The 17,311-nt window shown below is 57.7% G+C and carries 16 protein-coding genes and 3 pseudogenes; 3 read left to right on the forward strand and 16 right to left on the reverse strand.

The features are described from left to right. Positions 1–2: 2 nt before the first annotated feature. The 11 genes and pseudogenes from ACR3FE_RS17685 to ACR3FE_RS17735 form a co-directional block, all read right to left on the reverse strand. Positions 3–152, reverse strand: a complete 150-nt coding sequence (locus ACR3FE_RS17685) for a hypothetical protein (protein WP_458208723.1) — start codon at positions 150–152, stop codon at positions 3–5. 320 nt (positions 153–472) lie between these two features. Then, positions 473–1,162 carry a YqjF family protein gene (locus ACR3FE_RS17690; RefSeq protein WP_458208725.1) on the reverse strand — a complete coding sequence of 230 codons (690 nt, stop codon included), beginning with the start codon at positions 1,160–1,162 and terminating at the stop codon, positions 473–475. Between the two features lie 52 nt (positions 1,163–1,214). Continuing rightward, positions 1,215–2,087, reverse strand: coding sequence for a DUF8173 domain-containing protein (locus ACR3FE_RS17695; RefSeq protein WP_458208726.1), 873 nt, complete (start codon positions 2,085–2,087; stop codon positions 1,215–1,217). Next, complete coding sequence (locus ACR3FE_RS17700; protein ID WP_458208727.1) at positions 2,084–3,391, reverse strand: MFS transporter; 1,308 nt, start codon at positions 3,389–3,391, stop codon at positions 2,084–2,086. The genes ACR3FE_RS17695 and ACR3FE_RS17700 overlap by 4 nt, the downstream gene beginning before the upstream one ends. A gap of 418 nt (positions 3,392–3,809) precedes the next feature. Beyond that, positions 3,810–4,676 (reverse strand): hypothetical protein, encoded by an 867-nt coding sequence (locus ACR3FE_RS17705; protein ID WP_458208728.1) that lies wholly within the window; start codon positions 4,674–4,676, stop codon positions 3,810–3,812. Beyond that, positions 4,673–5,254 (reverse strand): annotated as a pseudogene (locus ACR3FE_RS17710) (flavodoxin domain-containing protein). Before ACR3FE_RS17710 ends, ACR3FE_RS17705 begins: the two are co-directional and overlap by 4 nt. A 791-nt stretch (positions 5,255–6,045) precedes the next feature. Continuing rightward, positions 6,046–6,339 (reverse strand): annotated as a pseudogene (locus ACR3FE_RS17715) (DUF7995 family protein); the annotation flags it as partial. 240 nt (positions 6,340–6,579) lie between these two features. Continuing rightward, positions 6,580–7,032 carry a toxin-antitoxin system TumE family protein gene (locus ACR3FE_RS17720; RefSeq protein WP_458208730.1) on the reverse strand — a complete coding sequence of 151 codons (453 nt, stop codon included), beginning with the start codon at positions 7,030–7,032 and terminating at the stop codon, positions 6,580–6,582. Continuing rightward, the gene (locus ACR3FE_RS17725; RefSeq protein ID WP_458208731.1) at positions 7,025–7,591 is read right to left on the reverse strand and encodes a DUF7342 family protein; all 567 of its coding nucleotides are present in this window, start codon (positions 7,589–7,591) and stop codon (positions 7,025–7,027) included. The genes ACR3FE_RS17720 and ACR3FE_RS17725 overlap by 8 nt, the downstream gene beginning before the upstream one ends. A 293-nt stretch (positions 7,592–7,884) precedes the next feature. Continuing rightward, positions 7,885–8,322: an SWIM zinc finger family protein gene (locus ACR3FE_RS17730; protein WP_458208732.1), complete on the reverse strand. Its 438-nt coding sequence runs from the start codon at positions 8,320–8,322 to the stop codon at positions 7,885–7,887. A 267-nt stretch (positions 8,323–8,589) separates the two neighbouring features. Continuing rightward, positions 8,590–8,759 (reverse strand): annotated as a pseudogene (locus tag ACR3FE_RS17735) (transcription initiation factor IIB family protein); the annotation flags it as partial. Positions 8,760–9,037: 278 nt separating this feature from the next. Between ACR3FE_RS17735 and ACR3FE_RS17740 the strand changes: the two are divergent. Then, on the forward strand, positions 9,038–10,318 hold the full coding sequence (locus tag ACR3FE_RS17740) for a PD-(D/E)XK nuclease family protein (protein WP_458208733.1): 1,281 nt from the start codon (positions 9,038–9,040) through the stop codon (positions 10,316–10,318). A 444-nt stretch (positions 10,319–10,762) separates the two neighbouring features. Here ACR3FE_RS17740 and ACR3FE_RS17745 read toward each other — a convergent pair whose 3' ends face one another. From ACR3FE_RS17745 to ACR3FE_RS17760, 4 genes are all read right to left on the reverse strand, one after another. Continuing rightward, positions 10,763–11,194, reverse strand: a complete 432-nt coding sequence (locus ACR3FE_RS17745; protein ID WP_458208734.1) for a Zn-ribbon domain-containing OB-fold protein — start codon at positions 11,192–11,194, stop codon at positions 10,763–10,765. Further along, the gene (locus ACR3FE_RS17750) at positions 11,191–12,360 is read right to left on the reverse strand and encodes a thiolase C-terminal domain-containing protein (protein WP_458208736.1); all 1,170 of its coding nucleotides are present in this window, start codon (positions 12,358–12,360) and stop codon (positions 11,191–11,193) included. Before ACR3FE_RS17750 ends, ACR3FE_RS17745 begins: the two co-directional genes overlap by 4 nt. A 262-nt stretch (positions 12,361–12,622) precedes the next feature. Next, positions 12,623–13,081, reverse strand: a complete 459-nt coding sequence (locus tag ACR3FE_RS17755) for an SRPBCC family protein (RefSeq protein WP_458208737.1) — start codon at positions 13,079–13,081, stop codon at positions 12,623–12,625. Between the two features lie 323 nt (positions 13,082–13,404). Continuing rightward, complete coding sequence (locus ACR3FE_RS17760) at positions 13,405–13,971, reverse strand: DUF8048 family protein (RefSeq protein ID WP_458208738.1); 567 nt, start codon at positions 13,969–13,971, stop codon at positions 13,405–13,407. A 299-nt stretch (positions 13,972–14,270) separates the two neighbouring features. Here ACR3FE_RS17760 and ACR3FE_RS17765 point away from each other — a divergent pair, with 299 nt between their 5' ends. Beyond that, the gene (locus tag ACR3FE_RS17765) at positions 14,271–14,816 is read left to right on the forward strand and encodes a ferritin (protein WP_458208740.1); all 546 of its coding nucleotides are present in this window, start codon (positions 14,271–14,273) and stop codon (positions 14,814–14,816) included. 273 nt (positions 14,817–15,089) lie between these two features. Here the strand turns inward: ACR3FE_RS17765 and ACR3FE_RS17770 are convergent, their stop codons facing one another. Continuing rightward, positions 15,090–15,341 (reverse strand): hypothetical protein, encoded by a 252-nt coding sequence (locus ACR3FE_RS17770; RefSeq protein WP_458208741.1) that lies wholly within the window; start codon positions 15,339–15,341, stop codon positions 15,090–15,092. Between the two features lie 426 nt (positions 15,342–15,767). Between ACR3FE_RS17770 and ACR3FE_RS17775 the strand changes: the two genes are divergently transcribed. After that, a complete protein-coding gene (locus ACR3FE_RS17775) occupies positions 15,768–17,231 on the forward strand; it encodes a VirB4 family type IV secretion system protein (RefSeq protein WP_458208742.1) in 1,464 nt (487 codons plus the stop codon). The last annotated feature ends 80 nt before the right edge of the window (positions 17,232–17,311 follow it).

The raw sequence follows: 17,311 nt of genomic DNA on the forward strand, positions 1-17,311 counted from the left end.
TCCTAGAGTGCCGGTAGGAGGTACCCGCGCCAGCCAGGTACCTCGAGCCCGCCGCAGAACAGGACGACGAACCCGAGGAAAAGCGGATACTCGATGACGCCCGGAAGCAGGTCCGGCGTCACGACGCCATCGAAGAGGACTACGTGGATCACAGCGGCACCGAGCAACAGGGCAACCGGAAGCGCAAGGCGAGCGCGTAGTACCGCAGCGCGATGCGAACCTCGAAGATGCTACGAAGCCACGCCCCCTAGGATCGGTCTGCTGTCCGAACGAGGACGGCACTCGCGCTAAACGGTCCGAGCCCGCCGAGTACGAACAAGACCGTTCCTGTGGGTGTCGACCTGGTCTCGCTGATCGCCATACGCTCCACAGCGACCACGAGATGGCGTACGTGAGGGCGGTGTACCCGAGGAGTATCGCTCGGGGCGACCAGTCGGCGACAGCGACGGCGTGCGAACGTGACGGCATTCAGTTACACCCGGTGGTTTGCTGACGCGATCGTCGTCACGCCGGGACTGTAGTAGTGTACGGGCTCGGTCTCAGGGTGGGCGAACCCATTAGCCTCGAACAACGTGTTGATCTCGATGGCCGGGTCAGCCTCGTACAGCGGCCACGGCCCGTGGTCGATGGCCGCGTACCGGAGCGAGCCGTCTTGTGCCTCTGTGTAGTATCGGTAGCGCTCGGTGAGGAACTCTTCGAGCGAGCCCGACTGTACGTCGAGTTCCGGGGTGGATGGACCGTAGGTCCCCTCGAAGTGAACTGGGCGAGCACCGGGATGCAATCGCCTGCTCCGAAACCGGACATCGCCGTTAGCTTCGGTGAGCGAGCACCGCGCGTAATAGTACGGGAGGTGGTGGAAGAGGCGTGCGCCGACGACGCCCAAGATGCCCTGGGCGTCGAGGCTGAAGAAGTACACTCCGTCGTGGCCGTCGTGAGTAACGTATGTCCGGAGGTTGAGTTCGGGGAGCGGGAATCCCCAGCCGTCGGGAACCCACCTCGGGCGAACGTCGACGTTCGTGAAGGGGACGACGGAGAGCCACGCGTCGCCGTCGTAGGTATCGACCGAGAGTGTCGACGGAAGATGGGCGTCGAGGAGGTTAGGGTCGACGGGCCAATTCGCGAACAGGACATGCCGCCAGCCCATGTGGAGTGATGTCACCATCGCCTAGACACCTCGATTTGGGTACTCGGGTGGGGAAACGCTGTGGACATTGCTAGGTTCCTCCGGGGATGGTGACGGGCTCGAATCGCTGGAGGCCGAAGTACGTGTTCAGGACGGCGCCGAACCCGATGACTGCGACGGCGAGTTGCGCTATCCCGCCGAGGTACGGCACGAGCCCAAAGAGCTCGAGGGCGAGCAAGAACGCGGCGATCCCAGCGAGCGTGGCGACACCGTCGCGCTTGATCGGGAGGCGTGTCCCGATGAGGTATCCGAATACAGTCTGGCCATAGAGGATGACTACGAACTCGGCGAACAGCCCAACGATGGCGACCGGGAGTAGGATGAGGGTGAACGCCATGTAGACGAAGAGCACGAGGAGGGTCGTTGCGCCGAGGCTGCCGACGACGGCATTGACGAGCGCGTGCTCGGTGATAGCCGCGCCGACGTTCTCGATGACTAGTTGGTGCCGCTCGACGAGCCACCACCCGAACGCACTGAGGACGAGGAACTGCAGGAGGAAGGCTCCGATCTGCTGTGCGGGCGAGCTTGACGGGGTGGGCGCCTCGAACTGCGAGACGCGACCGACCGACGCGTCCGAGCTGATTGCAGCCGATCCCGAATACGTCTGGATAGCCCCGGTCACGGTCGCGCCGTCATTGACCGAGAGATTCCCGTTGAGGAGCGTCACGTCGCCGTCGACAGTGCCGTCGATGTCTGCGGACCCACCGATCACGTAGATGTCGCCCTCGACGATCGCGTCGCCGGGGACGGTGGTGGTCCCGCCGGCGACGACGTGGACGTCCGCGAGTGAATCGACGTCGTTGTCGCCCTGGAACGTCACGGACATCTCCTGGACATCGCCGCCCCCGATGGAGATCATGAGGAGGACGACGATGAGAAGCGGGATGGCTTCCGTCGGACTCATGCACTCACACCTCCGTGCTCGCGAGCGAGTTCGACCATCCGTCTGGCGTATAGGCCGACCGCGAGTCCGAACAAGAGGAGCAGGGAGAGCGCCTGCACCACGTTCAGATGTGAGAGGAGCGTGAGGTCAGCCGCCTGGAAGTACAGCGCGAGCGCAGTGCTCGAGAACGTGGCGAGCCACCCGGCGACGCCGACCCCGATCGCAGAGTGGGTGCCGATCGTCTCTGGCGTAGAGAGGTCCGGCCAGAGCGCGAAGTTCAGCGTCGTGTAGAAGCTCACGGCGATCGCGTACAGGGCAGGATTCAGGGGTGAGGTGCCGCCGCCCGCGATCGTGGGGAACACCTCGGCGATTCGCAGGTCGGACGTGTACATGACGTGCGTGAGGGCGAACAGGGCGAACGTCCAGAGGAAGACGCGCGAGAGCGAGTAGTTCGCGTAGATGACGCCAGCCATCACCGCACCGACGACGTGTGCGACGGCGATGAATAGGCGCGTCGAGCCGTCGGGTGACTGCCAGGAACTCAGCAGGAGCGATGGCGTGTCGATGATGCGGAGAAACCCGAGGCTATCGATGAAGAAGACGCCGAACATCAAGACAACCGGGACGACGAAGGCCAGACTCCGCACCCGAATCGGGTTTTCGTGGCAGAATCGTCCAGTGCCGTACATCTCGTGTTGTGCTCCGAGAGCGTCGAGGATCGCATCGAGACGATTGACGCGGACGAACGACAGGACGGCCAGCACGACGATACCTGGTGCCATCGCGACGACCATTAACTGACTGAAGACGTCGATCGACCAGGAGAGCGGAATCGCATTCGCGAAAAAGTACGCGATCGCCGTGATCGCCGCGGCGACGTACCCTCGGTCCGGCACCGGCACGAGATCGATCGCGAGCGAGAACGAGACGGGAAATCCGACTCCAAGCCCGATTGACGCGAGGGCAATCCACGCGCCGAACGTGGGAACAGTCCGGACCATCGGGGCAACGAGCGTGAGCGCGAACTGGACGCAGACGACACCGAATAGGAGTCGGAGCTTCGTTCGGAGGTCCGTGCTCCAGCCGCGTCGGTCCATCGTCACGCCGGTCACGGCCGCGACGGCGAGCGTCACGAGCGCGAGCGCCGCCATCCACATCGAGACGGCAGTCTCCGACATTCCGACGAGGCGTGTCCCAAGATCGATGAGTCCCAGTTGGACGAACGTGATGTTGTAGTAGTACCCGGCGACCATCAGAGCGACGAACAGCCCGTACCCGGCCACTGGCATCCACCGGCGTTCCCGAACGTGCGTGCTGAACTCCATTTGATCCACCTTGATCTGTCGTGAACCCGGATGGCCTTCAAATGAGACGTGAACCGTCTCGGGGGTCGAGCCCAGAGGCGCTCGCCTTGATTATTCTGTAGAAGCCTCGTTGTCGGTGTTTTCACCAGATTTGGCACTGTATTTCCGAACCTCTCGACGATGTACACCAGGGCGCCTATCACTCTGACCCCGCGTCTTCACACCGCTGTCGATGAGACGCCATTCAAGAGTTTACTTCGCTTGTTCCCAGTGGCTTACCGCGATGGACCGTCGTATCGCCCTATCCCGGCATGGAGATAGCCACCGAGGTGCGTCCATCCCTGGCGGCCGTCCACGTAGGTTGCGGGTGGATTGTCGCTTCGCACGTGTTAAAGCTGTTCGAGAGCCAGAATCCCACTCGTTCCAGGCTTCGAACTGTTCAGTCAGTTTGTGTTTCAGCACCGGCGTGTGGTTGAGTTGTAGAGGCACTGGGGGGAATGGCTCGGATGAAACGAGTCACGAGGGCGAGGCCAGTGAGACTCAGGAGGCCAAACAGCATGATCTGGGGGAGGGGGACGGCTTGACCGTTCTGGAGCATGAATACAATCATGGCGAGAACCGCGAGACCGAGTGTGGTGCCTTTCACGAGAAGGACGCTAGTAAAGACGTAGCCCCACGCTCGTTGCTTCCAGAGGAGAGCCGCCGAGAGAGCGAACGACGGGACAACGACGCCGAGATCCAGTGACTGGATGACGGGCACAGGAAGCGTCGTCTCGGCGATGCTCGGGGGTCTGGTTCCGGCGAGACTCGCAGGGCCGACCTCGGCGAGCCACATCAGCGCCACGAGTCCGGCGACGAGTGCCTGGAAGGCGACGTATCCACAGACTGGATGACCGTCGAGTGCTTCCTTCAGGTCTATCGGATCGATTCGAGCGATCCCGCCGATGAGCGTGAACAACGTCAGTCCGAACAGCGCGACGTAGACAAGATAGAGCTCGTTGAATGCTGTGAGCAATGCATACGAAGCGTACGTATAGAGAAGGTAGCCGGTGACACCGAGCCAAACGACGTAACCACGGAGTGAGCCCTGATATGTGTAATAGAGGGCGCCGGCTAGTATGGGAACGGCGACGACGAGCGTCAGTAGATCCTGCCCGTACAACTGTGGGAGGAGGACTTCAGCGTCTCGGTAGAACTGGGGAACCAACAGTCCGACACCGGCTGCCACGATCGTAAGCAGGAGGGTAAGGGTCGACGAAACAAGGTAGTGCCGAGTGAGGCGTCGAGGCGGTTGCGATGCCGTCATGCCGACGGATCCTCGGTGGTGTCCGGGGCAACGCCGAGGCGGCCTTCGACAAACGCCACGACATCCGCTGTGAAGGCGTCGACCGCGTCCCAGTCGGTGAACTCGATGTCACCGTTCGGTTTCTGCTCTCCGGTGAGAAGGTCTTTTGCGATTTGCTTCATCATGAGGCGTTTGAGAAATCCGTACTCGGAGAACCGAAGCGCACCGCCGAACTGCCCGATTCGATCCGGATGCCACTCGGTTTCCGTAAGGAAGGACTCGACGTACCCTGCAGCCTCTTCGCGTTTCTCCTCGTTCGCCGAGGAGAGTGACACCTAGAAGAACGCGGTCGGCATTCCAGACAGGACGTCTCGATTGTCGGTGACGAAGTCGCGAACCTCGTCCTGGTGTTTGCCGACGTGGATCGACGCACCCACGACGACGGCATCGTACTCTTCCAGGGTGAACAATTCCGGCCGGTCACGCACGTCGATCGCTCTCGCCTTGTGGCCACGTTCGCTGATTGTGGCCACGATCCGTTCTGCGATCTTCGCCGTTTGGCCTTCGCCCGTCCCGTAGACTACCAGAAAAGAACTCACGTGTTCTCACACCTCAGTAGGTGCGTTCGCCGTGCCAGCAGATAAATTCTGGTCGACCCTGTAATTCCATCCGAGCCACGGCGCGACGGAGGCATTGATTCGCGCCCGAGCAACTCTGTACTTGCAATGGATGTCCATCGTTCACAAAGCAGCTTGGCGACGTGAAAGCCGAGATCGAGTCGGCAGTAAGCGCGTCCACGGAGGGTTATACTCCGAACTAGGGGTCGTTCTGTGTAAAATATCGAAGAATATATGCTAGCAGCTCATACGCGGAACAAAAAGCCTATTGGACGCATCTTCATCAGCCAGTAATGGTCCTCGATCAACGCGCTCCCCCCACGCTCTCCCTCTCCCATCTTCCCTCACTGCTTTCCGGAGGGTTGCGCAAGCGGGGGCAGTGTGAGCGAGCGTCGAGTGTGGATGTCAGTGGCACGCGCTCCGATCGCTCCTTTGTGACGCTCGCTGTTTTCAGCAAGACATGCCGCGCATTTTATTATACACTTGCTTAAGGAGAGTAATCGATGCTTACAAGCAGAAGACAATCGATAATAGCAAATAAAAGTCAATTCTGTGGTGATCGTCGTGTCAGACGTCTGTTCGACGCATTTCGAGTGGAACCCGTGATAGTTTACTTGTCGTCCTCCCACATCGCGAGGAGATCACCGGTATCAAATAGATTGTAGTTATACCTGAGGACGTCCAGCGCACTCTCGGCGGCAATAAACTATCCAAGCCGGTAGCCTTCGACGAACTCCTCGGTGGAGCCGGTCTTCAAGTCCTCATCTGGCGGATATGCCCATTCGGAGGAGTTCGAGATTTCGTTCGAATTCCTGTCTGGTTGCCTCCCAGCCAGAATCCAGGAGTTCTGCTCCGTCTTCGGAGTCTACCAGTGCGACGACCGGAAGTTCGCCCCACCGAGCCTTCCCCGCAATAGATGATCTCTCGTCATCGAACGTCACGTAGTAGTCAAAGATAGCAGCATTGTCGGGGCCAACGCCGACTAATCGGTCAAACGCTGCTTTTCCACATGCAAATGCCGCCTCTTCTGTCGATGCTTCTACGAGTGCGTAAATTACCTGGTGCATATCGGTCACCTTGCCGACGCACTGATTCGACACAACTCCATCACACAACACTTCATCTGTGCGCCGGCACCCATCGCCGGCGCCGATTCAATCCTCCTGCAAGAAGCGCAGACTCACACTGGAGTCGCGTGACTCGCATTCCGAACGCAAACACCCCTTATTGTGAGTGAAAATTCGAGGGCTTCCTACTGGGCGCGCTTTGCTACTCGGTTGGTGAACGTTAGTTGGGACAGGACGTTTTTACTTCTCCCAGAATGCTTTGATTCGGTCGTCTAAGTCCCCGAGTATACCTGAGAGTACATCCCGCCAATCTCGTGCATATTCTGCATCGTTACCGGGTGTCGTTGCATCCGGTGGTGGGTGGAAATGCGAGCGGGCGTTGTGGCCGTTCGGATGGCGATCCCACCGGCACTCCCATCGGTCACCGTCGTTGTATTGTTCGGAGAAGTGGACGTTGAAATCGTCCGTCTCGTACCATCGAACCTGAAGATACGCACGATCGATGGCTGCCGGAAAGTATCCCATATCGTACTTTGCCACGACTGAACTCGGCGCATAGCCTGGCTGGAACACGATCTCCGAGAATCGGTGGCTTTGTTTGAGGTGTTGTCCGATTTGTTCGAGAACTTCGGTATCGATCCCACCGACATCCTCCGCGACGGTATCGTCGTCAACCGACCGGTCTTCAGGCATCGACTTTTGCACCACCACTCGACGGATGGCCGTTCTGACGCGCCGTATCTAACAACTCTGCACGTCGCTCAAGCGTCTTCCACTCACTCACTGTTTCCCATAGCTCTTCGACCGACGACTCTCTACTCTTATCCACGAGCGACACATCATCCGGACTGTCGGTGTCGAATCGCGCTCGATATTCTTCGAGTTGCGCCATCGTCTCTTTGAGTTCCTCGACAATTTCGCTCTCCGAATACTGCTCTCGAATCTGTTCGATTCTGCGCCACCGCAGATACGACTCGTTTCGCTCGTATCGCACAGGCCGGCCTGGAATCTCGCGCGTCATCCCCATCGAGGTGAACCATTCCAGGTAGTCTCGTGCGGTTTCGGTATCACAGTTTGCTTGTGCTGCGATGTCGGCTACTTTTGTCGGAGTACGTAGTTGCAAGATGACTCCGAGGAGTCGCTCTCGCGTTGGGCCACCTTTCAGAACCGCTTCGGGTGCATCCCAATCAGTGAAGTCGGGCGGTTCTTCGTTCGGTTTTCGGACATCGTCGGGAGTGTCAGTCAAGTCCATCACTATCCTCCTTGTGTTTTCTAAGCCAAGGGGATTATCGGTCATATATCTATCGTACACTGAATTATTTCTGTTTCGTTTTCTTCACCAAATGTCACATAAGAATTGAATACTCTTTTGTCGGTGGTCACTAAGTCGTCTTACTATGATGTCGGAGGTTTTGAATATTTGATCTTACCTTTATCTGCCAAAGTACGCGACTACATGTTGCGTCACCGGGTGATGCGGCGGCACCCATCGCCGGCGCCAATAAAATCACTCTGCGAGAGGAGCAGATTCACACGAGATTTGCACTACTCTTCCGGGAGCTCGCGACGCCCGGATCGCACACAAGGCCAACACGGAAACCCACCCAGTCCATCACAGTCACAGTCCGCTGGCTGGTCACTGTCGCTGTCTCCCGCATGGGTTTCAGCTTCCTTCTCGATTTGTGTCCCGCCGTCTGCAACGAGGGAGTGGTCTGTCGCCGCTTGCAGGAGTGGTGTTCGGATCGCAACGCCAACCCGATGTTTGCATGCCCCATCGTAGCGGTCGTCCGCAGGACACTCACAGGTAATCGGTATTCCGTCGCGAACGGTGACGAGATATTCGTGATCGGCCGGATTCGCATGACTAGTATTGCGAACGAGGACACCCCTCGTTGTGAGTGAAAATTCGAGGGCTTCGTACTGGGCGCGCTTTGCAACTTGGTTCGTGAACGTCAGGTGGGAGAGGACGTTGTTACTGGACATACTCGCTCCACGAGGCACATCTGATTCGCCCCGCACCCCTCGGGGGCAACAAAAACACGCTCGCGCCGCGTGCAGAATGGACTCTCTTGTAGTAAGGGTCGAAAGGAAATTAGGTCGGTCAATCGAATCGGTAAATCGCGATCCCGTTGTGGTCGCATTCTGGACACTCGCTAGTTTCGACCTCGACCGTGGTTCCACACTGCCGGCACTCGGCGATGACGGTGCTGTGTGACCGGCCAGTGAACTGCATTAGGAGGTCTTTCATGCGAATTCCGGCCTGTGATTGGTTCGTTGGCCATCAATGACGAGGCCACAGTCCTCGCAGACCGTTTCAATTACGTTGGAGTAACCAGACCACCGCATCTGGGACACTGGTTGGTTAGTTCGCTCGGTACGTCTTCGTCGAAGCCGGTTGCGTAGCTGTCGCTGCGTATCATCGAAATCATTCCTCATCGAGACGCTCGTTCTGGAACGCCCCGCACCCCTTGAGGGGCGAAAAAACAACCTGCAATACTGTTGAGCGTGAGTATCGAAAGAATCTAAATTCGTTTAGTCTGTCTGTATTGTCGGACAGAGAATCCTCCTGAGAGACGATGATCCATATTGCCCTCGTTCTGCAGCTTCACAGGATAATACGTCCAGAGAGTGTTTCGATTGATATTCTCATGCGCATTTTAGACGAGAGTTTATTATGATTCATGATTACCGTTGGATGATGGCGACAAGTGAGCAGCTAGAAGATCAATTTCGAGAGCTCCGACTCTCGCTCGAAGCCTTGCCAGAGGTTCCTGAACCACCAAAATCGACCTTCAGGATTCTCGGCTCAACGCGCTCAGAGCAGAACTGGAATACGTTCTTGGCGTATTTCCTTGACCCATCCCAGCCCCATGGATTCGGCCAAGATCTGTTGAAAACATTTCTCGATACGATGCAGCAAGAGACAGCAGCCGGTCTCGAGTATTATCATCGAGATCTACAGGGGATAAAGGTCGATACCGAACTTACCTCTCCCCAGAACAACCGGCTCGATATCTTGATTCGAGCCCCTGGGCAGTGGTTCGTCTGGATCGAATCGAAAGTCGACGCTTCAGAAGGGAGGCATCAGACAGAACGCTACGTCGAAGACGCACACGTTGGGAACGAAGAGAAGTGCGAGTATCCCGAGGGTGGACAGCACTATCTGTTCCTCTCGAAGCAGTATGCTGCAGACGCTCGCGCTGAGGAGTTTCGAGATCTCTCCTGGCGGCATGTAGTCAGTGCGTTTCAGGATCGACTCAGGCGGTCTCACGGGAGGTATCCCGAGCGGAGCGTTGCCCAACTAGAGGATTTCCTAACGACGATTAGCACGGTGATAAGTATGGACGAAGACGACTACACAGTCATACAGAAAGAGAAGGTACGATTGCTCAGTGAGTATAGGGTCGACATTGACGAGTTACTTGATGCTGCTGAGACTCTCCGCCAGCGAGCCCTCGAGGAGTGGCCCACGCTGTTCCGGAGTCAATTGAACGACGATATGTGGACCGAGGGGTGGCAGTTGCGCGACAATCCTGGTAAGTACGGGTGTATATTCCGTCACGGCTGGTACCGAGATAACGAAAACCTCGCTCCGACGACTGACAATGAAGCGACATGGGGCGATAGGGGCTTTAGACTTCACTTCGGACACACTATCCGAAAGAAGCGCTCGTTCTCACGAGGAGAACTCACTTACTACCTGGTTTGTCCAACTAGTGTTCGTCTTCGAGACGAGTTCCATCGGGCCTACAATAGCGACCGATGGCAGAGCAAACTTCAACCGTTGCTGGAGGAACGCAATATCACTAATAAGGGGAATAAGCAAGAAGTGATGACGAAGACCTACGATGTTGATCAATCCGGACTACCGGAAAGTTATTTCTCGACGCTTGCGAGTGCGTTTGAGGAGCATTGCCCTGTTGCTGAGGTCATAGACGACGTTTTGAGTGAGGCTATTAGAAATCTTGAGAAAGAGTGAACAATCCCATTGTTCCGATCATATTCCGGTCTCTTGCAAGATGCGGACTCTATATGCAGGACACGAATGGAGAATGGTGTCTGATAGAGTAACAGCTCTACTGTTCGAAAGTTCACCTGTGCCAATTATCAAGGGTAGCGATTTTATTACCAGTAGAGTGAATCGTAATCACTAGTCGAACCGATTCGAGCTATCGTAGATTCCCGACGATAAACGCGGTGGCCGGTACCACCTCTCCCCCTCCCGCTGGCTACTAGCCGATAGATACCGATACAACTGCCGTACTCACGAGTAGCCGTACGACGTCAGTCCCGAACTGTGTCGTTACGGGGCGTCCACGTCGTGGAGGAGTGTACCGGGCTCGACCCACCCCTCGACTCGCTCGGCGGGTCGTTGAGTCACCTGGTTGGCCACCAATATCCTGCGTGGAGCCGGGCCCGATCCTCACCGCGGCTCGAAGACGTGGATCGGCCAGTCGGTCTCGTAGTCGAGCGCGACCTCCCGCTCTGCGGCCGTCGGCTCGCGCACCGTGAGTTCGACCGAGTCACCGATGGCGACGTCGGCATAGTCGGCGGCCACGCGCCCAAGGAGACGGCCTCCATCCGCGAGTTCCACGACGGCGACCGTGTAGGGCGCGTCTGCCGCGAACGCCGGCGGCGGCGTGTGGACCTCCGTGTACGAGAAGACCCGGCCCTCGCGTGACTGCGATTCGACATCGATGGCGCGACTCCCACAGGCGTAGCAGGCCGGCCGCGGCGGCAATAGCACCTGTCCACAGTCTGCACAGACCCCACCCATGAGTTCGCCGTCCGCGAGAGCGTCGAAGAAGCCTGGAAGTGTCCGCGAGTCGGTCGCATCGAGGTCACCGTCAGTCATGGTGCCACCGTCGTCGTGAGTACGTGGCCGACGGTGACGGCGTCCGCGACGCCCCCTTCGTTGAGCAACAAGGCTGTCTCGGCCCCTTCGACCGCGCGGTCGCCTGCGCCCCCCGTGAGCTGTTCGTAGGCTTCGAGCGCCTGCAAGAGCCCGGTCGCGCCGATGGGGTGGCCGCGGGCCTTCAGTCCGCCGCTCGGACTCAACTGCACGTCCGTCCAGCCGTCAGCCCGCTCCGCAGGCGCCTGGTAGCTCTGATAGCCCGTTCCCGCGGGGGCGAAGCCGACGGCCTCCGCGAGCAGGGCCTCGCAGACGGTAAAGGCGTCGTGGACCTCCGCGATATCGACGGCAGCGGCGTCGATGCCTGCTTCCTCGTAAGCCGTCTCAGCGGCGATGCGAGCGCCGGCGATGTCGGTCATGTCTCGCTCGGCGACCGCGATGTTGTTCGCGGAGGCCCCGCTGCCCGCGACGCGCACCTGCGGGCGGTCGAGTTCGGCCGCCAACTCGGCGGTCGTCACGAGGACAGCCGCGGCGCCGTCCCCGACCGGCGCACAGTCGTAGAGCTTCAGTGGCGGGGCGATGGGGTCTGACTCCATGACTGTCACCACGTCGATCTCCTTCGGAAACTGCGCCCGGGGGTTGCGAGCGGCGTTGGCGTGGTTCTTCACTGCGATCTCGGCAAGGTCGCGTTCCGTAGCGTCCGTCTCGTGGAGGTAGCGCTTGGCGAGCAGTGCGTACTGGCTGGGCGCGGTGATGCCGGAGCGCTGCTCGATGGCACGGTCGAACGCTGCCGACAGTGCGTCAGTCGCACCGCTGGTGCCCGCGGAAGTCATCTTCTCGACGCCGCATGCGAGCACGGCCTCGTGTTCTCCGTTGCGGACGTCCTTGACCGCGTGGCGCAACGCGAGCGCGCCTGCGGCGGCACACCCCTCGACTCGCTCGGCGGGGACGTGACGGAGTCCGGCCCACTCGGCCAAAAGCGTCCCGTACATGATCTGGTGTTCGTAGCTTTCCGACTGGCTGCCGACGTACACCGCCTCGACGAGGTCGGCAGGATCGGGCAGTTCGTCGAACGCCTCTGCGAGGGCAACCGAGAACAGGTCGCGGCCCGGGAGGTTCGTGTGGCCGAGCGGCGAGGCGCCGACCGACGCGATGACTGGCTCTGGCATGCGTACCTACCCGGTCTCACTGGGAATAGTTATCTATTCGCATTCTCACGCTGACTGAGCTATTGAGTTATAGAATTATTTAAATATCACTGTTCTGCGACTGTGAAGTATATTCTCTGTATTCAGCACGCCGTTCCGGACCGCAATCGATCAGCTGTCCACTCACTACTGGTACAGGACGTGTATCGATCAACGAAATCAAAATACATGTCTTGTTATACGACGCCCCTGGTACGACCCGACGCTGGCTTTCGCAAGCCTTTCAGACAGCACGCACGTCGTCGGTTTCAAGGATGGTCTTCAGATTCTCGCCTTCCTCTTTCATGTGCGTCCGGACAGCATCGAATTCTCGCCGGTTGAGCCACGCACCGATTGGGCCGGTTCGTACCTTGATCCGTTGAGTAAGATCACAGCCGTTCTCGTGGGGCTCGATCGTAAAACCGATCGATGGCAGAAGTATCCCGACCAGCCGTGAGGTGGGTTTGAACTCGATGTATCGGTCGGGAACGACCTCCGTGAACTCGACCGTCTTTTTCTGCCTCTTTCCCGCGATTCGTTCCTCGAAGGAGGCGGTCGCTCCTTGTTCTAACCCGTCTCCAGTACTCCATCGGAACAGGATATGATCGGGATGCCACCGTTGGTAGTTCACATCCATCGTTTCGAAGAAGTGGTAGACCTCCTCCGGAGATGCGTTCACTCGCGTGGTTTCCTCTAAGATCATCTCTGTCTCTATAATTGTCTACGCAGACGATAGCTGTTTGTTCAGGAAGTGGGTAGTTTCCCGTATCGCACGACGATGATGGATACGTCCTCTCTATCAAGCACATCATTCCTAACCGATGATCGGACGGTATCTTCCCACTGCTGACTGGTTATTCTGGAACACTTCAGCACGGTCTCACTCACCTCGTTCTTGACTATTGCTAGCAGTACTCCACTATTGATTGATTAATCTATATTCTATATACTAATAGAGAAATTCATAATTTGATAGAACCGACGTGAAAGATGTAGAGGGTGTATCCAGCAATCGAACAGATCAGATCACACATCAACGAGATCGAGAAGCAGGTTTGCGTTGGCGACTTTAGTATCGATCCGGTGACAGTGGACTTTGACTGTATTAGTCGCCATACCCAGACGGTTTCCGATTTCCGTCTGTGTGAGCCCAGCGTTTCGAAGAACTTGCACCTCGGCTTGGCGTGGGGAGAGACCCGCTCGAACCAGCTCCCCGACCACACTCGACGGCATCAAGAATGGGTCGCGAGAAGCGGGTATCTCAGTAGACGCTCCGATGTCCCGTGCGAACTCGGCATGGACGGCCTTCACGGCAGGGCGCATATCATCGGAGAGGTCGTTCTGATATCGATCCCACATCTGACTAGTGATGAATATCACTTCGGCAATCCCGTCGGCTGCAAGGTATGAAGGGGGGTTGTCCTCCGACTGGTAGTGCTGATGAATTGCGTCGGCACCCTCGAAGAGATTCCCGTATATCCGTTCGATGGCTTCAGAAAGTTCTGATTCACTAACGGAGTGCTCGGAAGCCACGATGGCGATATGGCTCTCCGAAATGGGCGTATCATTGGTCGTCTGCTTTGTTGTGCCCATGCCAGAGTAGAGGTCAGATTCGAGCTTATAGTTTACGAATATTGTAAACTATCACGCCGGAGAGATCGGTACCAACCGACCAACGCAACTGTTTCAATACCGCTGCATACGCGCTCTCTATTCAGCAGAGCTCCAATCATCTCTCCAAACGCTACCAGAACCGACGTGCTGAATACAGAGGATGTAGTCAGTATCTTCGGTTCTGCGCATACCAATCACCACCCAGTCATGGACTTCGAATAAGGTTGGGTTTCGATGACCCCAACAATGATGCCATGGCCGAGCGTTAACTAGAAGTAATGCTCAAAGATTCGCTCGAGGAGGCATTGAACGAACAGATCAACGCTGAACTCTACTCGGAGTACTTGTACCTCTCGATGGCGGCCTACTACGAGGATGAAGGTCTGCCCGGGTTCGCATCGTGGATGCGGGCCCAGGCCGACGAGGAGAATGCTCACGCGATGCGAATTTATGACTTCGTCATCGAGCGCGACGGGCGGGTTACTCTGGATACTATTGACAGTCCGCCAAGGGAGTGGTCCGGTCCGTCTGACGCCTTCGAGGCAGCCTACGAACACGAGGTCGAAATAACCGAGATGATCAACGACCTCGTCGCACTCGCCCGTGAAGAGAACGACAACGCGACCGAGAACATGCTCCAGTGGTTCGTTGCGGAGCAGGTCGAGGAGGAGGCGACAGCACAGGCCGTTCTGGATAAACTCAAGCACGTTGGTGACGACGGTCCCGGTCTCCTGATGGTTGATCAGGAACTCGGCCAGCGCGGTGGCGCCGGAAAAGACTCGGGCGGAAATGGAGCATCCCCATCTGAGCCCATGGGCGAGTAGTCAGAGACAATAGCGTCGAACTTCCTATCGTCATATGAATAAGCGCGCTGTATCTCGCAGACCGTAAGAGAACTATCTGCTATCGGACATCAGAGCGTAGAACTTTGAATCCATCAGTCCATGGTTGACGGACCACTAGTGGGCGTAGTCGATTATGATGTTGTAACAGTAGCCAACACACTACCACCATGGTTCACCGGCAGTGCGGTGTGAATCTCGTGTGGTGCCGCCCGAGTGGGGGTTCTGCGAACCCCCATGCCTACAACGCTATAATCAGCGTCCTCCGTTTTGTTCCGCGTTCGCTTCGTGGGCTCGCATCCACCCGGCAAAGTCAGGATGGGCGAACGTGATTTCGATGTGATGTCCGCCGACACCCATCGCGTCGTCCACTGACAACGTTCGGGATGTCTTGTAGGTCACACCGGGCACACGTTCGGCCATCTCTTCCATCACCCGATAGCCATCGTTCGTGTACGCACAGCCGTAGTGGGTTGCAACCTCTCGATAGCCCAACCGTGCAACCATCACGTCATTTGTCTTGGCGACGTTCTTCGCGTGCTAGAAAACATTCAGGTATTTGTCCTCGACTTGCTGACTCTCGGCACGCTTTTCGCGGAAGTTCACAGAGATTCGAGGCGGAAGCCCACGACGTCAGTCGTGGGAGGACGCCGACAGTCCTGACACCTTCCACGACGACGAACGGCGGGGTTTGCCACCGTTAGAGTTAATTTCCAACACTCTGTTGCATCAGGTACACTCCGAGTCAGCCAAACTGACTGATTCGGAGGGGCGTCCGTAGGTACGCCCTGAAATCGGGGGCGAATGACGCTTCGCCCCTCTCGGTGCGGTACGCGCCGATGAAGTGAAGGGAGTCCACCGATAATTAAAGCGGTGTGAGATGGCTTCGGACGCAGACCACGGGTCGGAAAACCACGCAGGAATCCCCTCCGTGTGACCGACCTGCCGTCGTGCAACCCCGCCCTCGACGGCGGACGAAGTGTGGGCCGAAACCCCGTTGCGGAGGAAAGCCCACGACTTCAGTCGTGGGTAACTTACATCCAGACGAAAGGACTCATCAGTGGGAGTCCGGTGGCCAAGGACGCGGTCAGCCGGGAACTCCCCAGTGCCCGGACGCCGATGCTCGGTGAAGCCCTGGGTGCTGCCTTCCCGTTCTCGACGACGACCGTCATCGAGGAGACGGGCATCCGGTATGGTTATCACGCGACGACGAACGCCCCGCTCATCGTCGACCGCTGGCAACGACCGAACGGCTATAACGTCCTCGCAGCAGCGGAGATTGGCTCTGGAAAATCAGTTACGGCGAAACTCCTCAGTCTGCGTGAAATCGCAACCGATCCCGAGACGATCCTCATCATGATTGACCCACTCGAAGGGTTTCGCTCGCTCGCAGACGCGCTTGACGCAGACCAGATCGTCGTCGGTGGGACACGGCAGTTGAATCCGATGAAGATCGAGAAGACTCCGCGACACGTTCTCGAAACGGTTGACGATCTCGATCCGTATGCCCAACGCCTGTCGAGCGTGATGGGATTTTTCGAGACGTACTTCGCACACGTCGATACGAGCGGTGCAGGACTGGATACGAACGCACGAGCTGTCCTTGGACGCGCAGTCCAGGAGGCGTACGAATGGCAGGGGATCACTCGAGACCCGAACACGCACGGAAACCAGAGCCCGACTATCCACGACGTGTTCGCCATCCTCGGACAGATGGCAGACGATGCAAGTTCGTTCCTCGGAGACGAGGACGAAGAAACCCTCCCGACACAGACAGAACTCGACAAATGGGAAGAGAGAGCCGCAGACCTTCGAATCGGTATGCGCCCGTTCATGGGTGACGGTGAGTATGCGAATCTCGCAGGCCGATCTGATATCGATCTTCGGGATGCGAAAATCACGTATCTCGACCTCCAACAGGGTGAAGCCGACCGCGAGATTGCGCTGATGATGCAGTTGTTGTTCGACGCGGTCTATGAACGGGCGAAACAGACGACAAAGCGTGTGATCCTCGTCATCGACGAAGCACACTACTTGATGCAGAATGCGGGGACACTCGATTGGCTAGAACGTGCGTACCGTCACTCTCGTCACCACAATTTGAGCATTCATCTCGTCACACAGGAGTTGAGCGACTTCTTCGTCCACGAGAAAGCCGAAGTGCTGGCAAAGGAATCTTCGATCAAAATACTACAGCGATTGCCGGGATTGTCGGATGAACACCGGCAAAAACTCGGATTGAACGAGCGTGAAGCTGCCTTCCTTCGACAGGCCAAGCCTGGAACTCGTGAACGTGGTTACAGTCACGCACTCGTCTGTGTCGAGGACGAAGGCCACTTCCCAGTGAAGGTGACTGGACTTCCCGAAGAGATGGCAGTCGTCGATTCGGGAGCGTAACCGCATCAACGCGGACGTTCCACTCATTTCTCTGGCCTGTTCGCAGCAGTTTTTCGACGGGCACCATGGGTGCCCCGTAC

The organism is Haladaptatus rarus, assembly GCF_054177585.1.